At 59.7% G+C, this 20,419-nt stretch carries 14 protein-coding genes and 1 pseudogene; 4 read left to right on the forward strand and 11 right to left on the reverse strand.

The window, feature by feature from the left end; translation table 11 throughout:
* Positions 1 to 30: 30 nt before the first annotated feature.
* The 4 genes from astD to ACIPL2_RS28665 all read right to left on the reverse strand — a co-directional run bounded on the left by astD (position 31) and on the right by ACIPL2_RS28665 (position 5,029).
* Positions 31 to 1,500 carry a succinylglutamate-semialdehyde dehydrogenase gene (gene astD, locus ACIPL2_RS28650; RefSeq protein WP_401362378.1) on the reverse strand — a complete coding sequence of 490 codons (1,470 nt, stop codon included), beginning with the start codon at positions 1,498 to 1,500 and terminating at the stop codon, positions 31 to 33.
* A complete protein-coding gene (astA, locus tag ACIPL2_RS28655; RefSeq protein WP_401362272.1) occupies positions 1,497 to 2,522 on the reverse strand; it encodes an arginine N-succinyltransferase in 1,026 nt (341 codons plus the stop codon). Before astA ends, astD begins: the two co-directional genes overlap by 4 nt.
* Positions 2,523 to 2,591: 69 nt before the next feature.
* The gene (gene aruF, locus ACIPL2_RS28660) at positions 2,592 to 3,611 is read right to left on the reverse strand and encodes an arginine/ornithine succinyltransferase subunit alpha (protein ID WP_401362275.1); all 1,020 of its coding nucleotides are present in this window, start codon (positions 3,609 to 3,611) and stop codon (positions 2,592 to 2,594) included.
* A gap of 197 nt (positions 3,612 to 3,808) precedes the next feature.
* Positions 3,809 to 5,029 (reverse strand): aspartate aminotransferase family protein, encoded by a 1,221-nt coding sequence (locus tag ACIPL2_RS28665; RefSeq protein WP_401362278.1) that lies wholly within the window; start codon positions 5,027 to 5,029, stop codon positions 3,809 to 3,811.
* A gap of 306 nt (positions 5,030 to 5,335) precedes the next feature.
* Here ACIPL2_RS28665 and ACIPL2_RS28670 point away from each other — a divergent pair, with 306 nt between their 5' ends.
* Positions 5,336 to 10,300: a dermonecrotic toxin domain-containing protein gene (locus tag ACIPL2_RS28670; protein ID WP_401362281.1), complete on the forward strand. Its 4,965-nt coding sequence runs from the start codon at positions 5,336 to 5,338 to the stop codon at positions 10,298 to 10,300.
* Positions 10,301 to 10,312: 12 nt separating this feature from the next.
* Here ACIPL2_RS28670 and argR read toward each other — a convergent pair whose 3' ends face one another.
* The 7 genes from argR to acs all read right to left on the reverse strand — a co-directional run bounded on the left by argR (position 10,313) and on the right by acs (position 18,354).
* Positions 10,313 to 11,293 (reverse strand): transcriptional regulator ArgR, encoded by a 981-nt coding sequence (gene argR / locus ACIPL2_RS28675; RefSeq protein WP_059404900.1) that lies wholly within the window; start codon positions 11,291 to 11,293, stop codon positions 10,313 to 10,315.
* Positions 11,294 to 11,592: 299 nt separating this feature from the next.
* Positions 11,593 to 12,357: an ABC transporter ATP-binding protein gene (locus ACIPL2_RS28680; protein WP_008154324.1), complete on the reverse strand. Its 765-nt coding sequence runs from the start codon at positions 12,355 to 12,357 to the stop codon at positions 11,593 to 11,595.
* Positions 12,358 to 12,384: 27 nt separating this feature from the next.
* On the reverse strand, positions 12,385 to 13,497 hold the full coding sequence (locus ACIPL2_RS28685) for a M14 family metallopeptidase (protein ID WP_401362285.1): 1,113 nt from the start codon (positions 13,495 to 13,497) through the stop codon (positions 12,385 to 12,387).
* 1 nt (position 13,498) lies between these two features.
* Positions 13,499 to 14,197 carry an ABC transporter permease gene (locus tag ACIPL2_RS28690; protein ID WP_059404902.1) on the reverse strand — a complete coding sequence of 233 codons (699 nt, stop codon included), beginning with the start codon at positions 14,195 to 14,197 and terminating at the stop codon, positions 13,499 to 13,501.
* The gene (locus ACIPL2_RS28695) at positions 14,194 to 14,883 is read right to left on the reverse strand and encodes an ABC transporter permease (RefSeq protein ID WP_401362289.1); all 690 of its coding nucleotides are present in this window, start codon (positions 14,881 to 14,883) and stop codon (positions 14,194 to 14,196) included. The genes ACIPL2_RS28690 and ACIPL2_RS28695 overlap by 4 nt, the downstream gene beginning before the upstream one ends.
* Positions 14,884 to 14,974: 91 nt before the next feature.
* Positions 14,975 to 15,748 carry an ABC transporter substrate-binding protein gene (locus ACIPL2_RS28700; RefSeq protein ID WP_401362292.1) on the reverse strand — a complete coding sequence of 258 codons (774 nt, stop codon included), beginning with the start codon at positions 15,746 to 15,748 and terminating at the stop codon, positions 14,975 to 14,977.
* A 650-nt stretch (positions 15,749 to 16,398) separates the two neighbouring features.
* Positions 16,399 to 18,354, reverse strand: a complete 1,956-nt coding sequence (gene acs, locus ACIPL2_RS28705; RefSeq protein ID WP_401362294.1) for an acetate--CoA ligase — start codon at positions 18,352 to 18,354, stop codon at positions 16,399 to 16,401.
* 468 nt (positions 18,355 to 18,822) lie between these two features.
* Here acs and ACIPL2_RS28710 point away from each other — a divergent pair, with 468 nt between their 5' ends.
* From ACIPL2_RS28710 to ACIPL2_RS28720, 3 genes and pseudogenes are all read left to right on the forward strand, one after another.
* On the forward strand, positions 18,823 to 19,086 hold the full coding sequence (locus ACIPL2_RS28710; RefSeq protein ID WP_401362297.1) for a DUF2790 domain-containing protein: 264 nt from the start codon (positions 18,823 to 18,825) through the stop codon (positions 19,084 to 19,086).
* 185 nt (positions 19,087 to 19,271) lie between these two features.
* Positions 19,272 to 19,508: a hypothetical protein gene (locus ACIPL2_RS28715; protein WP_401362299.1), complete on the forward strand. Its 237-nt coding sequence runs from the start codon at positions 19,272 to 19,274 to the stop codon at positions 19,506 to 19,508.
* Positions 19,509 to 20,033: 525 nt separating this feature from the next.
* Positions 20,034 to 20,419, forward strand: a pseudogene (locus ACIPL2_RS28720) (ribonucleotide-diphosphate reductase subunit beta); the annotation flags it as partial.

Genomic DNA, 20,419 nt, shown 5'->3' on the forward strand with positions numbered 1-20,419 from the left:
TGTGGGAGCGGGCTTGCTCGCGAATGGGCGTTACGCCATTTTCACGCCGGGCGTGAGGGCCGCTGGCAAGGTCAGGCTCGGGGTTTCCAGCGAGGCCACCGGGTACGCGCAGTAATCGGCCGCGTAGTAGGCGCTGGCGCGGTGGTTGCCCGAGGCGCCGACGCCGCCGAATGGCGCGCTGCTCGCCGCGCCGGTCAGCTGTTTGTTCCAGTTGACGATACCGGCGCGGCTTTCCAGCCAGAACTGCTGATAACGCGCTTCGGAGTCCGACAGCAGACCGGCCGCCAGGCCGTAGTCCGTGTCGTTGGCTTCATCGATCGCCGCTTCAAAATCAGCGTAGCGGATCACTTGCAGCAACGGGCCGAACAACTCTTCGTCAGGACGGTCGGCCACCGCTGTCACGTCCAGAATACCGGGCGTCAGCAAGGCAGCTTGTGCCTGCGGCTGAGTCATTTCCAGCAGTGCCACCGCGCCGTTGGCCAGCAGATGTTCCTGCGCTTCCATCAGCGCTTTCGCAGCGCCCAGGGAAATCACCGAGCCCATGAACGGCGCCGGCTGCTGATCGAATGCACCGACTTCAATCGTCGAGCTGACCGCCACCAGACGCGCCAGCAGTGTGTCGCCCCAAGCGCCTTGCGGCACCAGCAAGCGGCGCGCACAGGTGCAACGCTGACCGGCAGAAATGAACGCCGACTGGATGATGGTGTAGACGGCGGCATCGAGGTCCGCGACCTGATCGACCACCAGCGGGTTGTTACCGCCCATCTCCAGCGCAAGGATCTTGTCCGGACGACCGGCAAATTGCTGGTGCAGGTGATTGCCGGTGCGGCTCGAACCGGTGAAGAACAACCCGTCGATACCCGGGTTCGCCGCCAGGGCAATACCGGTTTCGCGAGCGCCTTGCAGCAGGTTCAACACGCCGGCAGGCAGACCGGCTTCGATCCAGCACTTGACCGTCAATTCAGCCACTTTCGGCGTCAGTTCGCTGGGCTTGAACAGCACGCTGTTACCGGCCAGCAGCGCCGGCACGATGTGACCGTTCGGCAAGTGACCAGGGAAGTTGTACGGACCGAACACCGCCACTACACCGTGAGGCTTGTGACGCAATACGGCGGTGGCGTCGCCCAACGGGCCGCTCTTCTCGCCGGTGCGTTCGCGGTAGCTCTGCACCGAGATCGCAATCTTGTTGACCATGCTGGTGACTTCGGTCGCCGCTTCCCACAGGGGTTTGCCGGTTTCCTCACCGATGGTGCGAGCCAGTTCGTCAGCGTTGTTTTTCAGGGCGGCGGCAAAAGCCTCCAGCACGCTGATGCGCTCTTCCAGGGTGCGACGGGCCCAGCCCGGGAACGCCTGACGTGCGGCTTGCACGGCGGATTCGACCTGAGCGGTGGTGGCGCCTTCGCCGGCCCACAGCACTTGCTGGGTCACCGGGTTCAACGATTGAAAGGCCTCGCCTTGGCCGGCCAGCCATTCACCTGCGATGTATAGCGAATTCATTATTTCGACTCCCGGGCAGCGGACAACGGAACGGCGCGCACTTGATCGCCGGCGTTGAGTTGAAGACGTTTGGCGGTCAGCGGATCAACCACTAACGTGCCGGCGGCGAAGCGTGCTGGCGCGGCAGTGATCCGGCAGTCTTCGCGCTTGCGGTTGTGAATCAGGAAGGGCGTGGCGTCGTCACCCGGCGTACCGATGGCCAGCACCAGCGCCTGGCTGTCGCGCACGGCGCGGATCTTGCCGGTTTCGCACTCCACCGCCGGGCCCGCGTCGAAAATGTCGACGTAGCCTTGGTAGCTGAAACCTTCGCTCTTGAGCATCGCCAGCGCCGGCTCGGTGTCCGGGTGAACCTGACCGATCACGTTGCGCGCATCGGGCGACAGGAAGCAGGTGTACAGCGGGAATTTCGGCATCAGTTCGGCGATGAACGCTTTGTTGCCGACGCCTGTCAGGTAATCGGCCTGGCTGAATTCCATCTTGAAGAAGTGCCGACCCAGGCTTTCCCAGAACGGCGAGCGCCCGGCTTCGTCGGACATGCCGCGCATTTCGGCGATGATCTTGTTACCGAACAGCTGCGGGAACTCGGCGATGAAGACCATCCGCGCCTTGGCCAGCATGCGACCGTTAAGGCCGGTGCGGTAATCGGCGTGGAGGAACAGCGAGCACAGCTCGGAGTTGCCGGTCAGGTCGTTGGCCAGGAACAGCGTCGGGATTTCGCGGTAGATGTTCAGCTCCTGGGAAGCGCTGACGGTCAGGCCGACCCGAAAGTTGTACCACGGCTCACGCAGGCCAACGGCGCCGGCGATGGCGGAAATGCCCACCACGCGACCGTTGTCGTCTTCGAGCACGAACAGGTAGTCCGCATCGCCCCGCCCGGCTTCGCCGCGAAAGGTCTTCTCGGCCCAGCCGACCCGATGGGCCAGACGTTCTTCGTTGGCCGGCAAGGTGGTCAGGCCGGTGCCGGTGCTGCGGGCCAGGTCGATCAGAGCGGGTAAATCGCTGCTGCGTACGGGACGAACGATCATGCTATCTCCTCAAACGGGCCGCTTGCGCCACCCGTGAAACTTCGCTGCTTTCTAGGCAATCAACAGGCGTCAAACCGCGACCAGGCGCACGCTGGCACCTTCACCGACGCCCAAGGCTTCGGCCGCTTCCAGATCCAGGGTCACGGGTTTGCCCGGCGCGTAATCGAGCTCAAGCAAAACGGCGCGGTAATCCTGCAACTGGGCGTTGGCCACCAGGTACTGACGACCGACGCCTTTGACCGGCTCACCGATTTTCACCGGGACCACGCGGCTCTGGGCGATCGAACGGATCCCCGAAACGCGAGCGTGCAGCGTTGGGCCACCGTCGAATATGTCGATGTAGTGATCGGTCTCGAAGCCTTCGCGCATCAGGATGTCGAAGGTGATCTGCGCCCGTGGGTGCACCTGGCCCATCGCTTCTTGAGCGGAGTCCGGCAGCAGCGGCACGTAGATCGGGTAATGCGGCATCAACTCGGCCAGGAACGTCCGGCTTTTCAGCCCGCACAAGCGTTCGGCTTCGGCGTAGTTGAGGTCGAAGAAGTTGCGACCGATGGCGTCCCAGAAGGGCGAATCACCGTTTTCATCGCTGTAACCGACAATCTCGGTCACCACGGAATCGGCGAAACGCTCCGGATGGCTGGCGACGAACAGCAGACGACCACGAGAATTCAGTTCCGCCCACGGCGACCCCACCAACTCGCGCTGCACGTAGAAACTGGTCAGCAAGCTGTTGCCGGTCAGGTCGTGGCATTGCGAGAGCACGTGGATCTTGTTGTGAATCTTCAGCTCACGGGAGGCGTGAACGAAGGTTTCGTTACGGAAGCTGTAGAACGGTTCCGAATAACCGGCCGAGGCCACGATGGCAGAGCAGCCCACCAGTTTGCCGGTGGCGGAATCTTCGAGGACGAAGAAGTAGCTCTCTTCACCGTTGAAGCTGACTTCAGCGGCGAACGAGGCTTCGCTCGCGGCGATCTTGTCGCTCAGGCGTTCAACGTCATCCGGCAAGGAAGTGACACCAATCGGGCTGTCCGCAGCCAGACGCTGTACCTCGCCCAGATCAGCCATTTGCGCGGGGCGCATCACCAGCATGGTGTCACTCCTTTCTCGTAAAACTCTTGAGGAAAATAAGCCGGACCCTTGTAGGAGCGAAGCTTGCTCGCGAAGGTGTGTCAGTCGACATCACTGTGGCTGACACACCTTCGCGAGCAAGCTTCGCTCCTACAGGGAAGCGGGCCCGGTATAAAAATTGGGTTCGACGCCTGAAGAGTCAGGCGTCGAAGGGTCTATCAGGCTTGTGTCAGTTTTGCGGCGGCGCGTTCGAAGCGGTCCAGGCCGGCATCGATATCGGCGTCTTCAACCACCAGGCTTGGGGCGAAACGCACCACGTCCGGGCCGGCTTGCAGAATCATCAGGCCTTCTTTTTCAGCGGCGTTGAAGATGTCCTTGGCCTTGCCTTTCCAGGCTTCGCTCAGCACGCAACCGATCAGCAGGCCCATGCCACGGACTTTGGTGAACAGGCCGTACTTCTCGCCGATCTGCTCCAGGCGAGCCTTGAACTTGTCGTGCTTGGCGTTGACGCCGGCCAGCACTTCAGGGGTGTTGACCACGTCGATCACCGCTTCTGCGACCGCGCATGCCAGCGGGTTGCCGCCATAGGTGGTGCCGTGGGTGCCGACGACCAGGTGTTTGGCCAGGTCTTCGGTGGTCAGCATGGCCGCGATCGGGAAACCGCCGCCCAGGCTCTTGGCACTGGTCAGGATGTCCGGCGTCACGCCGTAATGCTGGTAGGCGAACAGCTTGCCGCTGCGGCCCATGCCGGTTTGCACTTCGTCAAAAATCAGCAGCGCGTTGTGCGCGGTGCAGAGTTCGCGGGCGCCTTGCAGGTATTCAAGTTCGGCCGGGATCACGCCGCTCTCGCCCTGGATCGGTTCCAGCACCACCGCGCAGGTCTTGTCGGAAATGGCGGCTTTCAGCGCGGCCAGATCGTTGAACGGTACGTGGGTGATACCGGTGATTTTCGGGCCGAAGCCATCGGAGTACTTCGACTGGCCACCGACGTTCACGGTGAACAGGGTACGACCGTGGAAGCTGTTGAGCGCGGCGATGATTTCGTACTTCTCGCTGCCGAACCGATCAAAACCGACGCGACGGGCCAGCTTGAAAGCGGCCTCGTTGGCTTCGGCGCCGGAGTTGCAGAAGAACGCACGGTCGGCAAACGTCGCATCGATCAGCTTATGCGCCAGGCGCAGGGCCGGCTCATTGGTGAACACGTTGGACACGTGCCACAGCTTGTTCGCCTGTTCGGTCAACGCAGCGACCAGCGCCGGGTGTGCGTGGCCCAATACGTTAACGGCAATCCCGCCGGCGAAGTCGATCAGCTCGCGGCCAGACTGGTCCCAAACGCGGGAACCGGCGCCACGCACAGGAATGAATGCGGCGGGCGCATAGTTGGGAACCATTACCTGGTCGAAATCGGCGCGTTGTACCGCAGCGTGCTCAACGGACATCGGAGTCTCCTGATGAGGAACACCCGCCTGAAACTGGCGAGCGATGGGGGGATTGTAAGGACAGTTTTCAGCCCGGCCTTGCCGCCAAGCGACAACTTCTTATAGCGCAAACCCCGGATTTTCACGGGTTTACGGCAATGCGACATATAGGGTCGCAAAGGCGCAGTTTAAACTGCTACCGGGGTTTGCGGCAGGCTTGGCGGGATCTTACTCAAGACGATTTCACGGTGGCGGTAATTATGTACCGCACAGGGTCGATATTCGTGGGGTTTGCTGTGGGCCTTCTGAAACGTAAATGGCCCCTCCATGAACATCGACATCGAACCCGCCTTACCACCGCCGTTCAGGCCGGACACTCACTACCAGCACATGAGCCGCGTTATCCCGCACTGGCTGAGGCAGGCCTCTACGCAAAAACGCGACGCCCTTTCGAAGACCAGGCCACGCCTACCTGACGCGATCAAAAACGCATCGCGCAGCCAGCACGCCGCATTGAGCGCATTGAACGCTCGACACTGGACCGCACAAAACCGGGTCGACCAAATCCTGGCGCACCTGCAGAACGCCAGCGCGTTCGCGGCGCCCCTGCTTCAAGCCGCCATCCGGCAGCGTTTCAATCTGGAGCTGGACGTCAGCCAGACATTCCTGCGCCTGTACATCCCCGCGCACCTCCCATGGCTGCGATTGAAATCCGGCGCGGCGCGCATCTGGACCGTCTCGCTGCTGGAGGCCGCGCTGCACAACTTCGACAGCGCCGAAACCGAAGCCGACGCCTTTGAGCCCGCGTCGACTTACATCACTCCGCCCTCTTCCGCCGGGCAGTTCAAAACGCTGCCGCAGATGCTGCAGACGATGCCTATCGCGGCGTTCACTCTTCTGTGCCGTGAACTCGACATCGGCGGGCGATATAAACAGTATCTGGAAGATAACCTGGGCATCAGCAATCCGGTGGCGGCGGCGATCCTGCAATCGAGCATTCGCCAGAGCCAGCAAACCGCCCTGACCGCTGCGCTGCACATGGCGCATCTGCAAAAACTGCTGAATAGCGAGGTCCAGCGGCTGATCCTCGGTCTGATCGAGCACCCGCCGCTTGCGCATGTGCACGGACAGCCATGGCGATGCCATGAACTGACGCTCATGAATGCGCGCCTGACCGGCATTCTGCTGTTTGCCCCGGAACTGGAGCGCGCCCGCGAAACGGTCCGGGTGGTGGCCTACATTCCTGACGACCCCGAACATCCGATCAAGGAGTACGCCTCGTCAGCTGCATTCGCCGAGGAGCTGAGCCAGCGCCTGCGCGATCCGGCCTATCAACAATTTTTCAGCCGCTTCATCGACCATGAGGATCGCGGGCACTTCTTCACTCAATTGAACAGCCAACTCAACCCCATCACCTGGCAACCGGTGCCACCTGGCGATTCGCGCCCGACCTGGAGAGAAAATCCCAACCAGCGCCCGAACCTGCATATAGCGGCAACGCCCATCAGGGGTGACCTATGGGTTCATCTTTATCAACGCCAGCTCGACAAGATCCTTAATGATGCGCGTGTCATCGCCGTCGCCACCGCCACGGTCGACCGCAAAGCGCGCTGGGCGTTATGGGACTCCTTCACGGAAATCGCCTCGGCACTGCTGAACATCGCAGCCTTCATCGCGCTGCCGTTCGTGCCGTTTCTCGGCGAACTGATGCTGGCGTACATCGCGTATCAATTGCTCGATGAAACCTTCGAAAGCATCGTCGACTGGGCAGAAGGCCAGACGATAGAAGCGTTCGAGCATTTCATGGCGATGGTCGAATCTGCGCTGCAACTGGGCACCTTTGCCGCGGGCGGCGCGATTGCAGTCAGCGAATTTCGCGCGGTGCTGCCGCGGGAAGTCGTGCAGTTCATCGACCGCTTCAATTCGGTGAAACGACCGGATGGCGACAGTCGTTACTGGAAACCTGACCTGACGGCTTACGAGCATTCCGGCGCACTGCCAAAAGACGCGAAACCTGACGCGACGGGACTTCACCAGCATCAAGGCAAAACCTTGCTGACACTCGACGGCAACCTCTACTCAGTTAAAAAGCTGACCGGTCAGCATCGCATCGAACACCCCACTCGCCCCGAGGCCTACCAACCGACTTTGAGGCACAACGACCAAGGCGCCTGGCAGACTGAACTCGATCAACCACTGACCTGGGACCAGGCCACTTTGCTGCGGCGTATCGGCCCGGACATGCAAGGTTTTTCCGCAAGCGAGCGCGAACGCTTGCTGTCCATCAGCGGCTGCCATGAAGACGTCCTGCGCAAACTGCATGTGAATGCCGAGCAGGTACCACCGCTGCTGGCCGACACGCTGAAGCGCTTCAAAATTGATCGGGATCTTCAGACTTTCATCGAGCAAGTCGGCAGCGATCGTCCAGATGAGTACCTGAACGCCGATCCGGTGATGCAACTGGAGCTGCTCTGCGACTACGGTTACTGGCCTGCGGACAAGGGGCTGCGACTGGTCGATACGACAGGAAAAACCCTCTGGGAACGCGTCATGGCTGACCAGACCGTGGTGCAGGTCAATCAAGCGCAATTGGACAATGGCGACCTGATCAAAACGCTCCTGCCAACCCTCGACGATGCCGGCGCGAGATCACTGCGCCGCACACTGGCCGAGCTCACCGAGGCCCAGCGGGAAAGCCTTTTCCGCCAGCACTACCGCCGACTCGAACACGGTGCGCGCCCCTGGGTGCAGCGCATCATCGACACCGAGCCTGGCTTGCCCACCCGCCTCGCCGAAGCGCTGCTCGACACCACCAGCGCCCAGGAACGGCAGCAACTGGAGCGAGGAACGGTGTCGAAACGCCTCATGGATCTGGCGCAAGAAGCAGGCCTGCAAGTGCGGGTGACTCGCGCTTATGAAGGCCTCGAGTTGCACTCGACGCGTAATAATCTCGACACCGATCGCTTGGTGTTACACACGCTGGAACGCCTGCCTGGCTGGTCGGGACAACTGCAACTGGAGATTCGCCAATACGCTCACGACGGACTGTTGATCGACCGCATCGGCAACCCCGACGCCCTTTCGCGCAAGGTTCTGGTGCTGACCGATGCAGGCGCCTATCAAGCCTACGATGAGACGGGCGAGCCGCTCAACAGCGCCGACACCCTCTATTCCAGTCTGTTGCAGGCGCTGCCCGACAGTGAGCGAATCGCCCTGGATATCAACGTGGGAGAAGGCGAAAGACTCAAGCGGCTGATTCGTACCCACGCCGTCAATCGTGAAACGTTGCGTGCGCTGCTGGCGCAACAGCCGATCCTCAAGCCCGCCTATGACCCTGCCGTGATGCGCTTGCTGGGTGGGGCGGATGGCTATCGGCGCATGCCGGCCAACACGCCTTCCTTGCAAAGCCACATTTATCGGCTCTTTCCTCATCTGACAGCAGAAGAACTCGAGGCCTTTGCCGAACGATTGCGACGGAATCCCGGCGGGCCACGTGCCGAGCTCCAGCGTCTGTTCAATCAACACGCGCAATTGTTCGATGAACTCGATGAGTGGCGTGATGCGATACCGCTGTTTGTCCCGGACACGTCAATCAGATTGAACGTCGAGCAATTCGCCACGCAGCGGCAAGGGCGCCGGGAGATGACAGGCCGGTTACTGGACTGCTGGCGCCGCCAGGCCACACACGACAGCGCCAATGACGAACCGCTTTCCTTCAATTTCTCCCAGCCGATTTGGGGAGAGCTGCCCAGGCTGACCGTTGATTTCCCTCAGGTGCGCAACCTGCTGCTTGAAGGCCATCGCGCTACGCGCGGTGTGAATGATTTTTTGAGGGGATTTTCCGGACTCAATCGTCTGGCGATGCGCGATTTCGAATTGGGTCAGTTGCCGGATGCCATTGCGCGCTGGCCGCAACTAAGCGAACTGATCCTCAGCGATTGCGCAGTGACCCTCACCGAACAGAACCAGGCCACCCTTTCGGCCCTGAGGCACTTGCGCGTTCTCGATCTGTACAAAAATCCGCTCGGTGCGTCCCCTTCTCTGGAGAACATGCCTGACCTGAACTACATCGACCTTTCCAGCACCGGCCTGCACCAACTTCCCCCCGGATTATTGACGCGGCCTCGCCTGCGAACGGCCTTGCTCAATGACAACCAGATTAAGGAACTGCCGGCCGCGCTTTTCAGCCTGCCCAGCAAAACTCAGGAGGGTTTCGACCTGGGAGGAAATCCGATATCCGCCACGGGCCGTGAACGCATCAAGATTCATTTCAACCAGACTCATCGCGACTTCGGCATCTTTGCCGAACAGGCCGATATCCGGCGTCTGCAAGTGCTTTATCCGCGACTGGATCAGGAAGAGGCCAGCGAGTTCATTTACCACCTGCCTGGGTCGCTGGCCGAGGGCCGAGCCGAACTGGCACGCCTGGAAACCGAGTACGACACCTTGCGCAACGAACTGGCCGCCTGGACTGCCGACATCCCCGCGCTTCACCCGGTCAGTGGCGAACCCTTTACCCCTCAGCAGGTGATGATCGAACACGCCACCCGCGATGAATTCAAACAGCGGGTAGAACGCTGCTGGCGCCGAGAGACTGAACTGGACGATTTCAATCAGGAAAACGAGCCCAGTTATGAGCTGACGCTGAGCACCATCATCACCGGCGAACTGCCTGTATTGCAGGCGGACTTCAGCCATGTGTCACTGCTGTACATGCACAGCGACGCCGGACTGACCTCCGGCGCCGGGCGTTTTCTACAGAGTTTTCCTCAACTGAAGAGCCTGACCATCCGTGATTACGCGCTGCACGAAATGCCTGAAGCCATATTCAAAATGGGCAAGTTGACGTCGCTGGCACTGAGCGAATGTGAAATCACCCTGACCGCTCAAGCCGTGCAGGCACTGGCGCAGTTGGAGCAACTCGACTATCTGGACCTGAGCAACAACCCACTGGGATTGACCCCCGACGTCAGTCAGATGCCGGATCTATCAACACTGCTGCTGACCCATACGGGCATCACTGAACTGCCGCCGGGCCTGCTGAAACTGACACGACTGGATGTCGCCGACCTGAGTGACAACGCGATCACCCACATCCCCCACGACATCCTGGAGCTGCCACTGGAAATCGCTGAAAGCATCAACCTGAGGGGTAATCCGCTGAATGCGCAGAGCGTGCAAACACTGATCGCTTACTTCAAAAAAACCAGCACCGATTTCGGCGTCGAAGCCGTGATCGAACAGGCTGAAATGGAGGTGTCGACTTCCGAGGACTCTGATGTCGACGAGTGACCGGCGCCAGCCTTAACCGCGCTCCGACGGCACCGAGGACAATTCGAACGGACTGCTGCTGCGCCGCTGGTTGCGATCTTCGCGCGGCGTGGCGCCGAAGAAGTTGCGGTAGGCACTGGAGAAGTGCGGCCCCGAGGAGAAGCCACACGACAGGCCGATCTGGATGATCGACTTGCTGGTTTGCATCAACATCTGCCGGGCCTTGTTTAGGCGCAGTTCCAGGTAGTACTGGCTCGGCACGCGGTTGAGGTATTGCTTGAAGATGCGCTCCAATTGCCGACGGGACACGCACACGTGTTGGGCGATTTCGTCGGTGGTCAGCGGTTCTTCGATGTTGGCTTCCATCAGCAACACCGCTTGGGTGAGCTTCGGATGACTCGAACCGAGGCGATTTTGCAGCGGAATGCGTTGGCGTTCGCCGCCTTCGCGGATGCGCTCGACCACCAGTTCTTCGGAGACCGCGCCAGCCAGTTCGGCACCGTGGTCACGGGCCAGCACCGCCAACAGCAAGTCGAGTACCGACAAGCCACCGCAGGCCGTCAGGCGATCGCGATCCCAGTCGAACAGATGACTGGTGGCGATGACTTTCGGAAAGCGTTCGGCGAAATCGTCCTGCCAGCGCCAGTGCACGGCGGCGCGATAACCGTCGAGCAGACCGAGTTGCGCCAACGGGTAAACACCGGCCGACAAACCGCCGATCACGCAACCGGCACGCACCAATTGCTTGAGCGAACTGCTGAGCGCCGGCGCAAGCGAGGTCGGCGGCTCATCGGCGAGCAGGAACAGTTTCTGGAAGTTTTCGAGCTTGCCGGCCCACGGTTCCCCCGGCAATTGCCAGGCGCCTTCGGCTGGCGGTTCGGCCTGCAAGAACGACAGTTCGTAGACCACGTCCGGATGCACACGCTGGGCAACACGCAAGGCCTCCTCAGCCAGCGCAAGCGTCAGTGCTTTAGTGCTGGGCCAAATCAGGAAACCAATTCGATGGGCAGTCATGGCGGGCAATCCGAAACAAAAACAGTGATGAAGGCATGGGCCAATGCTAGCCCGTAAATGAACGCAAATCCCGAAACCGGCCCCGATCAACTGTGGGAACCGGCTTATCTCCCCCACTGTAGGAGCTGTCGAGTGAAACGAGGCTGCGATCTTTTGATCTTAAAAAACCAAAGTCAAAAGATCGCAACCTCGTTTCACTCGACAGCTCCTACAGGGGAGCCGACAAGTCCGCTCCGGGATTGGGGCCGGCCTCTAGGCTGCGAAGCATGCACTATCCCGGTGCGCAACGGGAGTTCGGTTTACTTGAGACTGCCCGAGAGGAATTGCTGCAAACGCTCGGACTGTGGATTGACCAGTACCTCACGCGGGTTGCCGCTTTCTTCGACAACGCCTTTGTGCAGGAACACCAACTGGTTCGACACTTCGCGGGCGAAGCCCATTTCGTGCGTGACCACGACCATGGTCCGGCCTTCCAGCGCCAGGGCTTGCATCACCTTCAGTACGTCGCCCACCAGTTCCGGGTCGAGGGCCGAGGTCGGTTCGTCGAACAGCATCACCTCAGGTTCCATCGCCAACGCACGGGCAATCGCCACACGCTGTTGTTCGCCGCCGGACATGTGGCCCGGGTAAGCGTCTTTGCGATGGGCCACGCCAACCTTGTTCAGGTAGTGCTCGGCCTTCTCGCGGGCTTCGGCCTTGGACATGCCGAGCACGTGGACCGGCGCTTCCATGATGTTTTCCAGCGCGGTCATGTGCGACCACAGGTTGAAATGCTGGAACACCATCGACAGGCGCGAACGCATGCGTTGCAGCTGTTTCGGGTCGGCGGCTTTCAGCGCGCCGTCCTTGTTGGCGACCAGTTTCAGTTCTTCGTTGTTGAGCAGAATCTTGCCCGCGTGCGGCTGCTCCAGCAGGTTGATGCAGCGCAGGAAAGTACTTTTGCCGGAGCCACTGGAGCCGATGATGCTGATCACATCGCCAGCCGCCGCTTTCAAGGACACGCCCTTGAGCACTTCGTGACTGCCATAGCGTTTATGCAGGTCTTGGACTTCAAGTTTGTACATGCGGTCGGTTCTCACAAAAACAGTCAGTCAGTCGTTGAGCAAGCGCCCGTGACGCAGCGCTTCGCGCCCCGCCACCTTGGCCAGCCAGAAACCGGGTTGGGCATAACGCAGCCGTTCAATGGCAAACAGCACCCCGGACGTACCAGCACACACCGTGCTGACCCGATCCGATAACGGATCGATCACTTCGAAAATTTCGTCGCCGGCCTCGATCCACTCACCGGGTTTACGCAAAAAGCTGATCACGCCAGGGTGCGGCGCGAACAGCAATTCGGTGCCTTCAAACGGCATGCCTTCACACGCCTCTTGCGCAGGCTTCGGCCATTCGCCGCTGATCAGGCCTTGCTCGGCGAGGAACGCCAGAATGCCTTCGGCGTGGAACTCAGCCTGGGTACGACCGGTGTCGGCCTGTCCGCCCAGTTCAATGGTCGTCGCCAGGCAGGCCAGTGGAATCTGTGCGTCCGGGAACAGGCGCGACAAACGCAGCCACGGCAGTGAACAGGCTTCATCAAAGGAACTGCCGCCGGAATCTTCCGCCAGCAGGCCGACCTTTACATCGAGGTGCGCGGCGAGCGAACGCCATTGCGGCCAGTGTTGCGGCAAGGCGTACATGTGCAGCGCCGCTTCGGCGTCACAATGCAAGTCCAGCACCACGTCGGCAGTGCAAGCATGGCTGAGCAAGATGCGTTGCATGCCTTGCAACTGACTCGCGGCCGGTGGCAATGCGGCGAGCACATCGCTCATGGCTTGGCGGATCAAACGAATATTGGCGTGCGGATCATCGCCCAGGTGCCCGTCCAACTCGGCGGCCACGGGCGCGCTGAGCTCGACGAAATCCCGGTTGAAGTTCTTGCCGCTGCCGGCTTCGAAACGACCTTGATGATTGCCTTGCAGCAACTGACCGAGGCCCAGTGGATTGGCCACCGGCACCAGTTCGATCACACCGTTGAGCAAGCCTTGGGCTTCGAGTTTGGTCAGGCGTTTTTTCAGCTCCCAGGCCGTGCGCATCCCCGGTAATTCATCGGCGTGCAGGCTGGCCTGAATGTAAGCCTTGCGCTCGCCAGCACCGAAGCGGAACACCGAAATCTGCCGTTCGCTGCCCAGGTGGCTCCACGGCAATGCATGATCGATGCGTTCCATATCAGTGCTTCCGCGGGGCCAGATAGCCCAGCCAGCGGCGCTCGGCCAGTTTGAACAGCTTCACCAGAATGAAGGTCAGGCACAGGTAGAACACGCCCGCCGTGATGTAGGCTTCGAACGGCAAGTAGAACTGAGCGTTGACCGTGCGCGCGGCACCGGTGATGTCGATCAGGGTCACGATGGACGCCAGACTGGTGGTCTGCAGCATCATGATCACTTCGTTGCTGTACTGCGGCAGCGCCCGGCGCAGGGCCGATGGCAACAGGATGCGCTTGTACATTTTGTAGCGCGACATGCCCATCGCCTTGGCCGCTTCGATCTCGCCGTTCGGCGTGGCGCGCAGGCTGCCGGCGATGATTTCGGCGGTGTAGGCGCTGGTGTTGATGGCGAAGGCCAGGCACGCACAGAACGTGGCGCTGGACAGCCACGGCCACAAGAAGCTTTCACGCACCGCTTCGAATTGCGCCAGGCCGTAGTAGATCAAAAACAGCTGCACCAGCATCGGCGTGCCGCGGATCACGTAGGTGTAGAGCCAGGCGCTCATGTTGACGGCCGCGTTTTTCGAGACGCGCATCAAGCCCAGCGGCAAGGCGCACAACAGGCCGAAAAACAGCGACAGCGCGAGCAATTTGAGGGTGGTCACCAGGCCGCCGAAGTACAGCGGCAGGGCCTCCCAAATGACGTTGTAGTCGAAGATCATAGATCAGCCGCCCTTACGCCTACCGAGTAGCGCTTCTCAAGGTGACGCAATGCCAGCAACGAGACGCTGGTGATCACCAGGTACATCGCCGCCACTGCGAGGAAGAAGGTGAAAGGCTCGCGGGTGGCATCTGCCGCCTGCTTGGCCTTGAACATCATGTCTTGCAGCCCCACCACCGAAATCAGCGCGGTGGCCTTGGTCAGTACCAGCCAGTTGTTGGTAAAACCCGGAATCGCCAGGCGAATCATCTGCGGCACCAACACCCGGAAGAACACCTGGAAACTGCTCATGCCGTACGCCATGCCGGCTTCGGCCTGACCTTTAGGAATCGCCATGAAAGCGCCACGGAAGGTTTCCGACAGGTACGCACCGAAGATGAAGCCCAGGGTGCCAATACCGGCGGCCAGCGGATTGAGGTCGATGTAATCGTCAAAACCCAGCATCGGCGCAACGCGGTTAAGCAAGTCCTGACCACCGTAGAAAATCAGCAGGATCAGCACCAGGTCGGGAATCCCGCGGATCACCGTGGAATACAGGTCGCCCAGCCAGGCCAGCCAGCGGATCGGGGACAGACGCAGCGCAACGCCGATCAGACCCAGAAAAATGGCCAAAACCATGGACGACAAGGCGAGCTGAAGCGTCAGCCATGCGCCATCGAGGATGACAGCCCCGTAGCCTTTCAACATGATTCAGGTCCTCGAAAGTTGGGATGAAAAAATGGCGCAAACCTCAGTGATCCTGTTGCTTGCGCCATTTCGGACTTGTCGCCGGGACGTGTTACTTGCCGTAGATATCGAAGGCGAAGTATTTATCCTGGATTTGCTTGTATTTGCCGTTCTCGCGAATGGCAGTGATCGCGGTGTTGATCTTGTCTTTCAGCGCGTCACCCTTGCGAACCGCGATACCCACGCCGTCGCCGAAGTATTTGACGTCGGTGAAGGCCGGGCCAACGAAGGCGAAACCTTTGCCGGCGTCGGTTTTCAGGAAACCGTCATCCAGCAGCGTAGCGTCTGCCACGGTGCCGTCGAGGCGACCGGCTGCGACGTCGAGGTAAATTTCGTTCTGCGAACCGTAAGGCTTGATCTCGGCACCCAGCGGGGCCAGGACTTCGCGGGCGAAACGCTCGTGGATCGAACCACGCTGCACGCCGATGTTCTTGCCCTTGAGTTCAGCCAGGCTGTCGCTGACCGGAGTGCCCGCCTTCATGACCAGGCGAGCCGGGGTGTTGTAGTACTTGTTGGTGAAGTCCACGGACTTCTTGCGATCTTCAGTGATCGACATGGACGACAGGATCGCGTCGATCTTGCGCACTTTGAGTGCCGGGATCAGGCCGTCGAACTCTTGCTCGACCCACACGCACTTGACCTTCATCTCTTCACACAGGGCGTTGCCGATGTCGTAGTCGAAACCAACGATGCTGCCGTCCGGTGCCTTGGAAGCAAACGGAGGGTAAGCCGCTTCGATACCAATTTTCAGAGGCTTTTCATCGGCGAAGGATGGCAGGGACAGCACGGACAGTGCCAGGGCGCCAAGCAGCACGAGTTTCTTCATCTTGGGACTCCATCGGTAAAGGGCTAAAACGGCAGAGTGAGCGACAGCCCAATATGCGAATGGGTTAAACCGCAAAGCGATGCTGCGTCTTGGGAAACCCACGTTGATTTCAACGCGAGCAACGACGAGCGAGTGATCGGCATTCTAACGACAGGCCCGAAGCCGATATTTCTTCAATGCGACAACTAATTACAGATGCACTGAGAAAGCGGTTTAGGCGCGTTGACAGCCTTGCAAATTCATGCAAGAGCAAAAGACAATGAACCGATCTATGCTGCAAATTGCGGGCCTATTATTGGCAAAGCCTTCTAATCCGGCAAGCTTAGCGTTGCTTCTTATTCTTTAGCGATGCTGGAGAGGCCGGGGAGCGGGGTTTTGTGTTTCCCAATGCCCCGCCTGCGTGCACCAGGTTACACATTCGGTTACTTGTTGAGCGGCGGGTAACAGTGGGAAGTGCCCTACGGGTGAGCCGATAAATATTGGTGGAGATCAAAAGATCGCAGCCTCGTTTTACTCGACAGCTCCTACAGGGATCGCGTTGTCCTGTAGGAGCTGTCGAGTAAAACGAGGCTGCGATCTTTTGATCTTCCAACAAAAAGCCCCACCAGGCTCAACACCCGGTGGGGCTTCGATGACTCAAGAACCGCTACTTACGCAACATTCATGGTCTTGTGCGTATCAATCAAATGCTGCACCACACCCGGATCCGCCAGGGTGGAGATATCCCCCAGCCCATCGTATTCGGCCGTCGCAATCTTGCGCAGAATCCGGCGCATGATTTTACCCGAACGGGTTTTCGGCAGACCCGGCGCCCACTGGATGACATCCGGCGAGGCAATCGGCCCAATCTCTTTACGCACCCAGTTTTTCAACTCCAGGCGCAGTTGCTCGGTCGGCTCTTCGCCACCGATCAAGGTGACGTAGACATAAATGCCCTGCCCCTTGATGTCGTGCGGCACACCGACCACCGCCGCTTCGGCGACTTTCGGGTGAGCGACCATCGCGCTTTCGATCTCGGCGGTGCCCATGCGGTGACCGGACACGTTAAGGACGTCATCCACACGCCCGGTGATCCAGAAGTAACCGTCGGCGTCACGACGCGCACCGTCACCGGTGAAGTACATGCCACGGAAGGTTTTGAAGTAGGTGTCAACGAAACGGTCATGGTCGCCATACAGCGTACGCGCCTGGCCTGGCCACGAATCGAGGATTACCAGATTGCCCTCGGCCACGCCTTCGATGATGTTGCCCAGGTTGTCCACCAACGCTGGCACCACACCAAAGAACGGACGCGCCGCAGAACCAGGCTTGAGGCCGTGAGCGCCCGGCAACGGGCTCATCAGGGTCGCGCCGGTTTCGGTCTGCCACCAGGTGTCGACGATCGGGCAACGGGATTGGCCGACGTTCTTGTAGTACCAGTCCCACGCTTCCGGGTTAATCGGCTCACCGACCGAACCCAACAGTCGCAGGCTGCTGCCGTCAGCGCCTTCAACAGCGGCGGTGCCGGACGCCATCATCGCGCGAATCGCGGTTGGCGCGGTGTAGAGGATGTTGACCTTGTGCTTGTCGACGATCTTCGCCACCCGGGTGATGTCCGGGTAGTTCGGCACGCCTTCGAACAGCAGCGTGGTCCCGCCATTGGCCAGCGGGCCGTAGACGATGTAGGTGTGGCCGGTGATCCAGCCGACGTCGGCGGTGCACCAGTAGATTTCGCCCGGGCGGTAGTCGAACACGCGCTCGTGGGTCATGGCCGCATACAGCAGGTAACCGCCGGTGGTGTGCTGCACGCCCTTCGGCTTGCCGGTGGAACCGGAGGTGTAAAGAATGAACAGCGCTTCTTCGGCGCCCATCTCTTTCGGCGCGCAAACGCTGCCCGCCACTGTCATCAGGTCTTCGTACCAGATGTCGCGATGCTGGTTCCACTTGATGTTGCCACCGGTGCGCTTGCACACGATGACTTTTTGGATGCTGCTGGTTTCCGGGTTGGTCAGCGCGTCGTCGACGTTGGACTTGAGCGGAATTTTCTTGCCGGCACGAATGCCTTCGTCCGCAGTGATCACCACTTTCGAGCGGCAGTCGATGATGCGACCGGCGAGGGCTTCCGGCGAGAAACCACCAAACACCACCGAGTGAATCGCGCCGATCCGGGTGCAGGCCAGCATGGCGACCACGGCTTCGGGGATCATCGGCATATAGATAGTCACCACGTCGCCGCGGTGCACATCCTGGCCGCGCAAGGCGTTGGCGAACTTGCAGACTTGTTCGTGCAGCTCGCGGTAGGTGATGTTGCGGCTTTCGGCAGGGTCGTCCCCTTCCCAAATAATCGCCACTTGATCGCCGCGCTCGGCCAGATGACGGTCGAGGCAGTTGTAGGAAACGTTCAGGGTGCCGTCGGCGAACCATTTGATGTCGACATGGTGATCGTCGAAGGAAGTCTGCTTCACCGTGGTGAAAGGCTTGATCCAGTCGAGGCGCTTGGCTTGCTCGCGCCAGAAGCCGTCCGGGTTGACGACGGACTGCTGGTACATGGCCTTGTAGGTCGCCTCGTCAGTCAACGTGTTAGCCGCAACCTCGGGACGAACGGGATACAGGGAAGCCGCACTCATCTTTCTTACCTCGGTGGAATAGTTGTTTTTGTATGACCCTGTTGTAGCCGGGACGGGCCTATAGAACCATTCGACGATGGTAGTAACAAGCCCCTACAAATTATCGTGATAAGCCCGGAACGCACGTCCCAAACACCCCGCAGCCCCTGTAGGAGCGAGCTCGCTCGCGATAAATCCGAGAGCGCATCGGGGTGTCAGACGGGGCACGTTTTCGTTTACGTCCATCGCGAGCAAGCTCTCTCCTACAGGGTTTGGCGCGATTGTTACGAAATTTGCCAAAGGTGTTTATCAAAAGCACGCCTATATGAATCCACCCCCCACGCCTAAAATCAGCCTCGCCAACTAGGCAAACGCTTCACCCAGTTGCAGCCCCCACGAAGGGTGTAAATCCAAGACGAAAACTCAAGTTCCACACGCAATCCCAAAAAGATTGCGTGACCCCACTCGACCTTTAAAAGGTAACCTGAAATGAAAGCTTTATTAGTTCTGGCCCTCAGCAGCCTGTGCGCAACCGCCATGGCAGACGAGGCCCCGGCTGATGTCGCACAGCAACAACCGGCGGTAGAGGAATACACTTACTCCACGCATCTGGACATCGCCAAAGTTATCTCGATGAGCGAAATCCCCAACGTTTGCGAAGTTGTTCCGGCGAAAATGGAATACGACGATTCCAAAGGCCAACGCCACATTCTGCGTTACAGCGTCATGGGTAACGGCTGCACCAGCGGCTAATCACCCACCCTCACTTTCCCAAGGTTCGACCCACCCGCCCGCTACTTAAGGCAGATGAAGCGCCGAACCTTACCTATCGATTTATACGATTACTTTTAGCATTTATTTGGCTTTTTAATCGAATTGACCGGCGTAACATGCATTCCACACTAAGGCACACAACGCCAAGCATCTGGAGCCACACCATGAACACCAAACTGATCCTCGCCCTGACCCTGTCTATGTTGGCCGCCAACACCTTCGCCGCCGACGGCTACGACCGCACAGGTTCGGCTGCTTTCACCACTGCAGCGGCTGTCGCTTCTGATGGTTACGACCACACCGGCTCGGCATCTTTCGCTTCCGACGGCTCCGATCACACCGGCGCTGCCAAGTTAGCGGCCGATGGCGCAGACCACGTCGGTGCAGCGCGTCTCAGCTGATCAATGAGCATGACTTCAAGGCCCGACGCTGGTCGGGCTTAGTTGTGTCTTGAGCTACCGAAAACCGACTCAAAACACAACATGTAGTGGAAAACGCGGTTTTTGATTGTTTTTTGAACAAAAATAATCGAGCGCCAAAATTTATGAAAAAAAAAATCTGCACCCGCGATACCAGCCAAAGCCCTGTAAACCCTCACTCCCGCCTAAAAACGTCCCCTGCCTACCCTTCTCAGTGCCATTTCGTCGCACCACGCGGCCGAAAATTTCCCTATAATGCGCCGTAAATCGGGCCTGCAATATTCCCTTACAGGGGAACACGCCAGTCTGAAGCCCACGCAGAAGCCGTCCACACTTTCTGCGCCCGTCAGTGGCCTCAGAACACCCGTACAAAATTCTGTTTATTGTCTGCGTGTACCGCTGCAAAAAACGATTCCTTAAGATCCAACGCGGCCAGACGGTCGTGTGAAAAACCAACCTATCAGTTTTCACACGGGCATCTGGCCCTCACGCAGGAGACGACACGTCATGCTGAGCTGGGACGAATTCGACAAAGAAGACAGCGGCGAAACCGTGGTGAAAGGCGCCAACGCCGGCCACGCGACTGAAGCCAACATGGACCGCCTCGACACCGCTGGTGGTGTCGCTGCGCAAGAAGCTCGCGCTGTTACCGCGTCGGACTCAGCCGCCATCGCCCGTGCCAAAGCGGCCCTGGACAACCTTGACGTCGCCGAAGGCCTTGCCGAACTCGAAGGCGCCTCGGCCCGTGTAGCGGTCGACGAAAAGCGCATGATCAACTGCCGCGCCGACCTCAACCAACTCGTACCTTTCAAGTACGACTGGGCCTGGCAGAAATACCTGGACGGCTGCGCAAACCACTGGATGCCGCAAGAAGTCAACATGACCGCCGACAT

It is taken from the genome of Pseudomonas sp. NPDC086251, assembly GCF_044746405.1.
Classification (GTDB): Bacteria; Pseudomonadota; Gammaproteobacteria; order Pseudomonadales; family Pseudomonadaceae; genus Aquipseudomonas.